The sequence below is a fragment of the Dolichospermum sp. UHCC 0352 genome, from assembly GCF_009711925.1.
In the GTDB taxonomy this organism is placed as follows: Bacteria; Cyanobacteriota; Cyanobacteriia; order Cyanobacteriales; family Nostocaceae; genus Dolichospermum; species Dolichospermum lemmermannii.
Map to the genome: position 1 here is coordinate 1 of NZ_VIKY01000180.1, position 8,748 is coordinate 8,748.

Sequence of the window (8,748 nt, forward strand, 5' to 3'; positions counted from 1 at the left end):
GAACCCTCGTAATTTGGCTACAGTATTGATTAAGCCAGTTATTTAAATCACCAACAGATACAGATAAATCAAGAGAACGTTTGCTTGCTGGCGGTGGTTTGATTGGTAACTGGACGGCGTTTGCTTTATAAGCAGTACCATATAGATCACGGTGAAGTTTAGTTAAGAGGTTAGAAAGCTTATCTTTACTCAAAGGAGGTAATGCCAGCACTGCATCTTTAGTCCATCCGTCATATCCAATTCGATGCTTTTTTACAAAAGCTTTTCCACCAAGAGAGTCTACAAGTCTCTGAAAATATTCTGGTTTGATATGAGGTGGCGGTTCTGAAATGATTAGAACACGGCTTTGATCACGTAGTGGAGAAGTTAAACCTATGATTTGTATATGAAATGGATAGCTTTTACGAAATGAATTCTCTACTTGGTCAGCTTGTTCAGATGCTGCAAGCACTGCAAAAGCAGCACTCTGCATACCAAGCAACAATAGAATGGATACAAACACAGTTACAACAACTTTAGACAATTGGTTGCTCAATTTGAGGCCTTTGGTGGCTTGTGTATTAGAAGAGAAGTATGAGATTTGTTGCGAGCTAAATACATTTAAATCTAGTACGTGCATACTTGACAATAAATAATAACTACTATAAGAAATATCACTGAAATGATAGTAATTTCGGAAAAATAAAAAAATTAAGTGTAGCATCAGCAATAATGCAACTTAGGGTGTATAATAAATTCTTTATGAGCTAAAAATACTCCCCGTGTGGCTAATCAAACGAAACTGCCAATATTTTTCAGATGTGTAAACAATTATCAGGGTACTGCCGTTAGGTGTACAGATAAGTTCATCAATTTTGATATTAACAGCGATCGCATTAGAAACCCAGTCAAAAGTAGAAAACACGGTTAATATAGTCCCCTCGTTGGTTGTTGCAGTCTTGAGTTACCTGAAGGTTATCGGTAGGGGTGCTATCGCACAGAGGGGGCGTTGTTTTTCCCGGTATCGTTATGGCTATCAACATTCTTTCCAAAGCTGACAAGAAACTTTCTCAACTCAAAGATGGAATTCGAGTTTTGGCTTGGGAGCAGTACAAGATTGATCATCGTGTCAAAGGAAAAGAAGGTTATAAATTGTTTGAAGCGGAATGGTTAGAGCATGAGATTCATAAGATGAACCAAGCCAAGTTTGACAAGTTCATTGCAGATTTAGGTTATACCATTGATGATTTGCTTGGGGAAAGAACCAGGTATTACCAGAAACGTAATCAAGCTACTGGTATTGGTAATGAACCAGCAGAATTTGTTAGTGATGAATCCGCAAGTCCTGATTATTCTGAAAGTAATGAACCAGATGGTATTCCCTACTAATTAGTTTAAAGTCTTAGTCTCCTTCGGGGATTAGGACTTTTTTAATGCTCTCGCTTGTTGATATTAGTTATTAAGGAATAATCATGGCTCTTAACATCCCCAGTAAATTTGGTAGTGGTTTACCCGAAAAACCCAGTGATAAAAAGGGTATTGACTTTAATAAACTCAGTGAACAAATTCGTTTTGAACGTGAGTATATTCAACCCCACTTAACTAACCAACAGTGTGTATTGTACCATCATAGATGTGAGTTATTTGTGGGTAATTATTATCATGGTAAACATCATTTTCTAGATCATACCAACAGTGAAAGTGAAGATTACCCAGTAAATCGTAACTCTGAATATGATGAAGTTGGTAATATCTTAGCTCAGATTTAGTTTATTAGTCCTGACTCCATAGTTAGGACTTTTTGTATGTTTACTCGTTAGGGCGCTATCGCGGGGAGGAGGCGTTGTTTTTTCGGTATTCGTTATGATTATTATTGAACAGTTCAATCCCCAAATCTGTCAAGTTGAAAAAACCCGCTTCAGACTCAGTAACAAGGTTTTCAATGTCAGTGAAGGTTGGACTGAAGATTATGATGTTCTTGGTAGTTCTTATCTGTGGAGATATGATTACACTATTGAACAACAAAAAGCTATTTTCTGGAAAGAAATTCAACAGTATCTTTCCCGTTATCAAGAAGGTAAGTTGAAAGTTTGGGGAACAGAACCGAGTTGGTATCGTGGAATGTATTTTAAACATCTCATGCAGATTGTTGAATTTGCAAAACAACATGAGAATGTGAAATTGATTTACATTAGCGAGCGCTCTCATGCAGAGTTGATAAAATGTTGTATTGAATGGTTATTAACTCAAGTTTAGTTCATAAGTATAAGCTAGTATTCTCATTGGGGATACTGGCTTTTTTTATAACAGATACATTGAGCCAATACCGCCGTGTCCTGCAAGCAGTCCAGGGCTAGTCTTTGCAAACTTAACTTAGAATCGCTGCGCTCAATGTTACCGATAGTTTACTCGTTGGGGCGCTATCGCGGAAAGGGGGCGTTGTTTTTTGGTATTTGTTATGTTGACTTATTTTACAAGGTTAACCCCTGAAGAATACGCCGTAATTGCCCAAGAATTTGATTTACCTAAATGTTCAAGAACTGCAATGATTGGGGGAATGCCTCATTATTATAACCCTTATTTTGGTGATGGTTATGATCCTTTTGAATGTGAGTTACCAATATGTGAAAATGGTGATTGCATTGAAATAGGAGGTAAATACAAGATTTCTGGTTGTGGTGTTTGTGAAGTTATCAAAATCACTCGTTCCACAATATTTCATCATTTTGTGGTTATTGATGAAGATGGTGAAGAAATTGATTATTTGAAAATAGGTCAATTTATTAAACGAGTTTAACAATATCAATCCTAGCTTTCATTTGAGAGTTAGGATTTTTTATTGTCCATTTATCCGTGGGGGCGCTATCGCGCAAAGGGGATGATTTTTTGGAAATTAATCATGATAAAACTAATTAGTAAAGTCAAATCTGAAACTTTAGCTGACTTAAGAAGTTTTTGTAGAGAAACTACAAGTTTAATGACTAGTGATGTTAGTAACTATGCTAAAGGTAGATATAGACTTTGGTTATTTCATGAGTGTAATCTTAGTAATGGCAAAATTACTAAAAGTTATCATAATGATAGACTTTGGAATTTCTGTCAACGAGTTTATCCCGGAACTAATATCGGTTTACTAACTTTCGGTGGTAATATCAATGGTATTCATAGTACAGGATTGATTAAAGAACATCGAGATCATGGTTATTCCAGAGCGATCGCTAGAACTGTGAATCTTGGTAGTTGTGTATTTCACTATGATGGTAAGGAATATCAATTAAATGATGGTGATATCATCGCGTTTAATTGTAAGAAACTTCATGGTGTAACTAAAATTTTGAGTAATGAAAGATTTAGTATCAATCTTTGGCAGTTGAATCAAGAGAAAGGTTATCATCCAGTAGTTTAATTACAAAAATAAATAACTCCAGTTTAGCAATATATTGGAGTTAAGTAAATTAATTTGTGGGGGCGCTATCGCTGACAGGGGGCGTTGTTTTTTGGTATTTATCATGTTTTATCAAGCCCCTGAAATCCAAGGCAGTATTCGCAATCTCCGTCAATATTATCGTGAATCTATGCGTCAAGACGCATGGGCTTATGAAATATATATTGATGACATTTTGGTGAAGAGTGAAGATTGTCATTGGTGGTCTAAGACCCGTGAAGAAGTTATCACAGAAGTTAAAGAAATCGGCGAACAACTCAAGCAAAAGGAGTTCGTTAAACGAGAATTAGCTACTGTTGGTAATCGCATTTATGTGAAGTGGTGTACAGATATCACTAGAGCAGGTAAAGCTCAAGGTATCACCGGCTATTATGGGATATTTGAAAAGCGTCATCTCTATTGTTGTGCTACTTATCAGAGTTTAGATGCTGCATTAGCGAAATTGGGTGAAATTGAAAGTAGAAATGATGTTGAAAAAGCGTTATTTAATTCTTTCAGAGATGATTAATTTGTACTTATTAACCTCAGTCTAACAAGATTGGGGTTATTTAATGCTATCGCTTGTTGACGATGATGTTTTTGTAATATCATTATGTCACAATATACTGAAGAATACGAAGCTCATGGAATGCCTGTTTCTGTAACAAAATATGAACCAGAAGATTGGGAGTTAGCAGAGGTTCAGGAATACGAAAAGCGGGATAATGAAATGCGAAATAATTTAGCGATCGCTCTTAACAATACTTTAGCAGTGAAGTTCCAAATAGAAAACCTGGATAATCCCATGATACCATATCAAACACGAATTGAATTGATTAACAAACTTCTGGAAAGCACTATTAAATCTATTCAGGAAGCTCAAGAATTACATGACATAGAATAATTTGAATAGTCTCTAGTTTATCTAGGGACTTTTATTAATTGCTATCGCTTATTTGTAGTGTTGTTTATGCAAGCATTATGAAAGCGTTTTTCACTGGACACCGGAACATTGATGATATTAAAGACCCCATTAACCAATTAATTGATATTGCTTTAAAACGAGGGGTGACAGAGTTTCTCAATGGTATGGCTTTAGGAACTGACCAATTAGCTGCTGAGGTGTTAATTAAACGAAAACTTAATTGGACTGCGGTGATTCCTTGTAAAGATCAGGACAGATTATGGAGTCTGCAACAGAAAGTTAAATACAAAGAACTCCTGAAGTCTGCATCCAACAAGATTGTCCTTTATCCAGAATACGCCCCTGGTGTCATGCAAGCCCGTGATCAATGGATGGTTAAATATTCTGATTTGTGTCTGGCTGTTTATGATGGACGGTTGACTGGGGGGACAGCGTTGAGTGTGAATTTAGCGACTGTTAAAAATATTCTCATCATTCAATTTAATCCCCGAACTTTAGAAATCAAAGTTATTGAACCCCAGCAACTAAGTTTATTCTAACACTATCGCTTCCCGATTCTGCTGAGTTTTGGGAAGCAATGGAAAATAAGTCTTGTTTTAATTGGATTGTCAAAAATGATTTTGCAGACGCAGATTTCTGGCTAATCAATAAGGGTAGTCTCAAGGATTTAGGTAAACCCGTGCGGGAGTTTCAACCTTATTATACAGGCATTCAATGTCCAATATTAATATGGCCTGATTATGGATATTATCTCTGCGTTTATTTCCAGCAAATTGGTGTGTGGGAACGATTGGGTATTGGGACTACCAGTTACAAGAATCTGAGAATTACAGATATCCGCAAAGTATTTAATCAGGTATCTCGACAACATTCACTGGATAAAAGGATAGTGAGATTGAGATGAGTTAATGCTATCGCTTAGTGGTGTTGTTGTTTTTGGTATTAACCAATGAATGAATTTCTAGAAAGTTTATCCCGTGCATATTGGAAAATGAATTATGAACAATTCCTGGAAAGAACCGGGTTTGTTAGTTCAGATTATGCACTGCAAAAGTTCAAACTATTTCAACAAAGTGCCAAGGGGTTATTAGATTTTGATGTAGAAACCTTAACTTCAATTCTATCACAAGAACAAGAATCTATCAACCAATAGTAAACAAAGTGACTGGTGTGAAAACACTGGTCATTTACTCTCAATATTACCATGAATAAATCACATAAAGCACTGGATTTGTTATTGAGTCTGCGAAATTCCGTTAATAAAATCTCAGCAGAAATTGAGGTGGTGATGCCAGATGCTATTTCTGAAGCTCTTGAAATCGTTGCAACTGCTAAAAACAAGGCGGTTTATAACAACAAAGATGGCAGAATTGTTTTAGTTTTCAGGAAAAAGTTTTCTACTAATAAAGAAGATACCAAATTAGCCAGATTAGATGAGGATATTCACCGAATTACTGGGGAATTAGCTAATAAAAATTCTGAACAAATTGCAGAGATTGAATCTCAGATTGAAGACCTTCAGGGACAGATTGAATTATTGGAGAAACAACGGGATAGATTATTGAGCGATCGCCGCATTACCAATCTCAAACGACAATACCACGAACACCGGGAATCAACATTGTATTTAGACCCCAATTTATCGGTGTTTTTGAACGATTGAATGCTATCGCTTTGTAGTATTGGTGATTTCAATGTGACACAATGGAATTAAGACGATATAGATTTAATCGTAAAACAGGGAAAGTTTACCTGGAAGTTGGCAAGGAATTGAGTGACATTGGTGCAACTTTGAAGATGATTATATTATGGGCATCACAACCAGTTTATGGTAAACCATTTGCCCATTTACCTGCACAGAATTGGGTGCAAATAACGTTTCTTGATATGCAGAGTAATTGGTGTTATGCACTGCTGAATAATGGGACTATTGATGCTTTGAATCCTTGGTTACAATACAGAAAACAAGTTGAATCAGAACTGGAATTATGTGGAGTAATCACCACCATTAGTTTTAATTTAGTTGAAGGTGAACATGAATGTTTTGATTATTCATTTTCGGGAGTTCGGGGAAAACCAGGACTCGAAGAACGGATGAAAACACTGATTGATAATAGTGGTCATGCTTTGGTGGATACATCGGTGAATTTATTGACGTAATAGTTGGGAGATAGGGGAAACCTTGTCTCTAATGCTATCGCTTTTTGATGTTGGTTTCTATGAAACTAAATGATGTTAATGTCTTTCAATTTTGATTATGACTAGAAAAAGAACCGCTAACAATGTTGAAAATGGAGTTAATAAAATGACTGTTGATAATGTTCAAAATGGAGTTAATGAAATGACTGATAATACTGAAAAAACAGTTGATGAAGTTACCGAGAATCTTGATAATCAAGAAGTAGATGTTAGTGCAGAATTTGAGATTGACCCTGCGGTAATGGGAGAAGAGTTTAATTATGTAAGACCCAAGCGATTTCCTTATGGAATTGTCATCAATGAGGAAACAGCCGGGTTATTCATTCCTGAAAAGAGTTTAGCAAAAGCTGGATGGTTTGGAACTCCCGAAATAGTTGAAAAGGATTTATCAGGTGGTGTTGAGAAAGGATTATTTATTACCAATGCTAGAATGATAATCTTGGGTAATGTGCGTCCCTATTTGAGATATAAAACTGATTTGAAAGATAACCGAGAATTAGAAGGAATAATGATTGGTTGGTACGACGAATATTCTGAAGAAATTGACAAGAAAATGATGAGTGCAGTTTCAGAGCATTTAATAATGTTTCTAGATAATGCCAACAATTTTCTCCATGAAACTCCAATTAGAATCAGATTCAAGAATGTATCGCTGTGGAGTTTACGAGAAGCTTTGGAACAGTATTACTCTCAAGCTGAATTAACATTTGCGAGAATGCTGAACAAGAAACCCAGTGGTAAAGATGATAGATGGCGGTCATTGTGTGTTGTTGATGTGGAGTTTAAAGGTGTTAAGGAAGGTGAAGGTAAAAATCGGTCATTCTGCTGCAAAGTAGGGACTTACATTCACCCCGATGAAGAAAACTTCCCAGCTTTGTTTATGGGAACAAGAACTAAAATGTCTGCGGTGTTGGAAAAGTATGATACTAGCTTAGGCTTTGATGAAACCGTCAAGGCTTTGTTACCAGCACCTACTAAGTTGGCATTACCAGACAGTCAACAATAGTCATTAAGGATTCACGGAAAATTAAGGACTCAGGGGAAACCTTGGGTCTTTTTTTTAAGGAGTGCTATCGCCTATAAAAAGTGACTATTTAAACAACAGACAACAAAATGAAACTATTAATTATTGACACCGAAACCACAGATATTAATGATGCAAAGGTATGTGAGATTGCAGGAACTTTGTATCAAGTTGGTGAGAATATCAGGGAAACCGGGGCGATTTGTAGTATTTCCACAGTGTTACCAGTGACAGAAAACCCCGCAGAGTTTGTGAATGGTATTAGTCCAGAGTTGACATTGAATGCTCCTGGATGGATTGCACCAATATTTGTGGGAACGCTCAAGAAAATGGCTAATGCTGCTGATTATGCGATCGCTTTTAATGCTGAATTTGATGCACCCCTGGTAGATAAATTATTGAATACAAACCTCAATTGGTTATGTGCCATGAAGGATTTTGATTGGGGTTATCCTGCTAAAAATGACAGCTACAAACTTACTGATTTAGCTTTATTCATGGGTATTGGCATTAGCACTGTTCACCGTACAGGTGATGATGTCCGGTTATTGGTGGAATGCTTTAATCGGCGTAAACAGATATTACCAGAAATAGTGAATCAGGCTATTAGGGTTTCCCAGTCACCGATGATTGAGTTGAAGGCATTGGTTGAATATGAAACTCGTAGTTTGGCTAGTAATGCTAGGTTTCATTGGGATGGCGATCGCAAACTATGGACAAAGAAAATCCGGGAATGTCGGTTTAATGAGTTTGTGAAAACCCTGTCATTTGGGGTTGAAGTTATCTAAATACAAATGCCCAGAGTATTCTTTGCTTTGGGCGCTATCGCTTCAGGGTTTTGGTGTTTTTTAAAGGTAATTATGAACCCAAATATCCTGAACGAATTAGAAACCAAAATCAATGATGGTATTGGTACTTTTGAGGAATTAGACTCCGTTTGTTCTCAGTTAATTAATATCATTCATCAACAAAATGAGTTAGCAGTGAAAGCTAATGAACTCTTTGAAATATTAAGACCCGATTGGTCTAGTGTTGCTTTTCAGGCTTGGATGATTGGGGAGGTTTTGTAATGTTGAAATCTAAGAAAAAACTGAAAGAGAGAGATGAGCAATTCTTTCAATATTTGAGTGCGATTTTGGAAACTCATGGATATGAACTTATCAAAATCTTTTCCGAAGATGATAATGAGCTTGGAAA

At 36.4% G+C, this 8,748-nt stretch carries 17 protein-coding genes; 15 read left to right on the forward strand and 2 right to left on the reverse strand.

The features are described from left to right. Both FJR06_RS12405 and FJR06_RS12410 read right to left on the reverse strand, forming a co-directional pair. Positions 1 to 619 (reverse strand): hypothetical protein (locus FJR06_RS12405; protein WP_168651535.1); only part of this gene is annotated, 619 nt, incomplete at its 3' end. 120 nt (positions 620 to 739) lie between these two features. Continuing rightward, positions 740 to 904: a hypothetical protein gene (locus FJR06_RS12410; RefSeq protein WP_168651536.1), complete on the reverse strand. Its 165-nt coding sequence runs from the start codon at positions 902 to 904 to the stop codon at positions 740 to 742. A gap of 104 nt (positions 905 to 1,008) precedes the next feature. Here FJR06_RS12410 and FJR06_RS12415 point away from each other — a divergent pair, with 104 nt between their 5' ends. The 15 genes from FJR06_RS12415 (at position 1,009) to FJR06_RS12485 (ending at position 8,621) form a co-directional block, all read left to right on the forward strand. Then, positions 1,009 to 1,368, forward strand: a complete 360-nt coding sequence (locus FJR06_RS12415; protein ID WP_168651537.1) for a hypothetical protein — start codon at positions 1,009 to 1,011, stop codon at positions 1,366 to 1,368. A gap of 83 nt (positions 1,369 to 1,451) precedes the next feature. Beyond that, entirely contained in the window at positions 1,452 to 1,748 is a 297-nt protein-coding gene (locus FJR06_RS12420; protein ID WP_168651538.1) for a hypothetical protein, read from the forward strand. Positions 1,749 to 1,842: 94 nt separating this feature from the next. Continuing rightward, complete coding sequence (locus tag FJR06_RS12425; RefSeq protein WP_168651539.1) at positions 1,843 to 2,235, forward strand: hypothetical protein; 393 nt, start codon at positions 1,843 to 1,845, stop codon at positions 2,233 to 2,235. A gap of 202 nt (positions 2,236 to 2,437) precedes the next feature. Continuing rightward, positions 2,438 to 2,776: a hypothetical protein gene (locus FJR06_RS12430; RefSeq protein ID WP_053541480.1), complete on the forward strand. Its 339-nt coding sequence runs from the start codon at positions 2,438 to 2,440 to the stop codon at positions 2,774 to 2,776. Between the two features lie 102 nt (positions 2,777 to 2,878). After that, a complete protein-coding gene (locus tag FJR06_RS12435; RefSeq protein ID WP_081424414.1) occupies positions 2,879 to 3,385 on the forward strand; it encodes a hypothetical protein in 507 nt (168 codons plus the stop codon). Positions 3,386 to 3,488: 103 nt separating this feature from the next. Next, positions 3,489 to 3,932 (forward strand): hypothetical protein, encoded by a 444-nt coding sequence (locus FJR06_RS12440; RefSeq protein WP_053541478.1) that lies wholly within the window; start codon positions 3,489 to 3,491, stop codon positions 3,930 to 3,932. Positions 3,933 to 4,016: 84 nt separating this feature from the next. Then, entirely contained in the window at positions 4,017 to 4,307 is a 291-nt protein-coding gene (locus tag FJR06_RS12445) for a hypothetical protein (RefSeq protein ID WP_053541477.1), read from the forward strand. A 77-nt stretch (positions 4,308 to 4,384) separates the two neighbouring features. Continuing rightward, complete coding sequence (locus tag FJR06_RS12450; protein ID WP_053541476.1) at positions 4,385 to 4,867, forward strand: SLOG family protein; 483 nt, start codon at positions 4,385 to 4,387, stop codon at positions 4,865 to 4,867. A gap of 38 nt (positions 4,868 to 4,905) precedes the next feature. Next, positions 4,906 to 5,232, forward strand: a complete 327-nt coding sequence (locus FJR06_RS12455; protein ID WP_053541475.1) for a hypothetical protein — start codon at positions 4,906 to 4,908, stop codon at positions 5,230 to 5,232. Between the two features lie 45 nt (positions 5,233 to 5,277). Then, positions 5,278 to 5,481: a hypothetical protein gene (locus FJR06_RS12460; RefSeq protein ID WP_053541474.1), complete on the forward strand. Its 204-nt coding sequence runs from the start codon at positions 5,278 to 5,280 to the stop codon at positions 5,479 to 5,481. A 51-nt stretch (positions 5,482 to 5,532) separates the two neighbouring features. Further along, complete coding sequence (locus FJR06_RS12465; protein ID WP_053541473.1) at positions 5,533 to 5,991, forward strand: hypothetical protein; 459 nt, start codon at positions 5,533 to 5,535, stop codon at positions 5,989 to 5,991. Between the two features lie 41 nt (positions 5,992 to 6,032). Continuing rightward, complete coding sequence (locus tag FJR06_RS12470) at positions 6,033 to 6,488, forward strand: hypothetical protein (RefSeq protein WP_053541472.1); 456 nt, start codon at positions 6,033 to 6,035, stop codon at positions 6,486 to 6,488. A gap of 145 nt (positions 6,489 to 6,633) precedes the next feature. Continuing rightward, a complete protein-coding gene (locus FJR06_RS24380; protein ID WP_254434424.1) occupies positions 6,634 to 7,533 on the forward strand; it encodes a DUF5895 domain-containing protein in 900 nt (299 codons plus the stop codon). Between the two features lie 107 nt (positions 7,534 to 7,640). Continuing rightward, a complete protein-coding gene (locus FJR06_RS12480; protein ID WP_053541470.1) occupies positions 7,641 to 8,339 on the forward strand; it encodes a 3'-5' exonuclease in 699 nt (232 codons plus the stop codon). 72 nt (positions 8,340 to 8,411) lie between these two features. After that, on the forward strand, positions 8,412 to 8,621 hold the full coding sequence (locus FJR06_RS12485) for a hypothetical protein (RefSeq protein WP_081424413.1): 210 nt from the start codon (positions 8,412 to 8,414) through the stop codon (positions 8,619 to 8,621). The last annotated feature ends 127 nt before the right edge of the window (positions 8,622 to 8,748 follow it).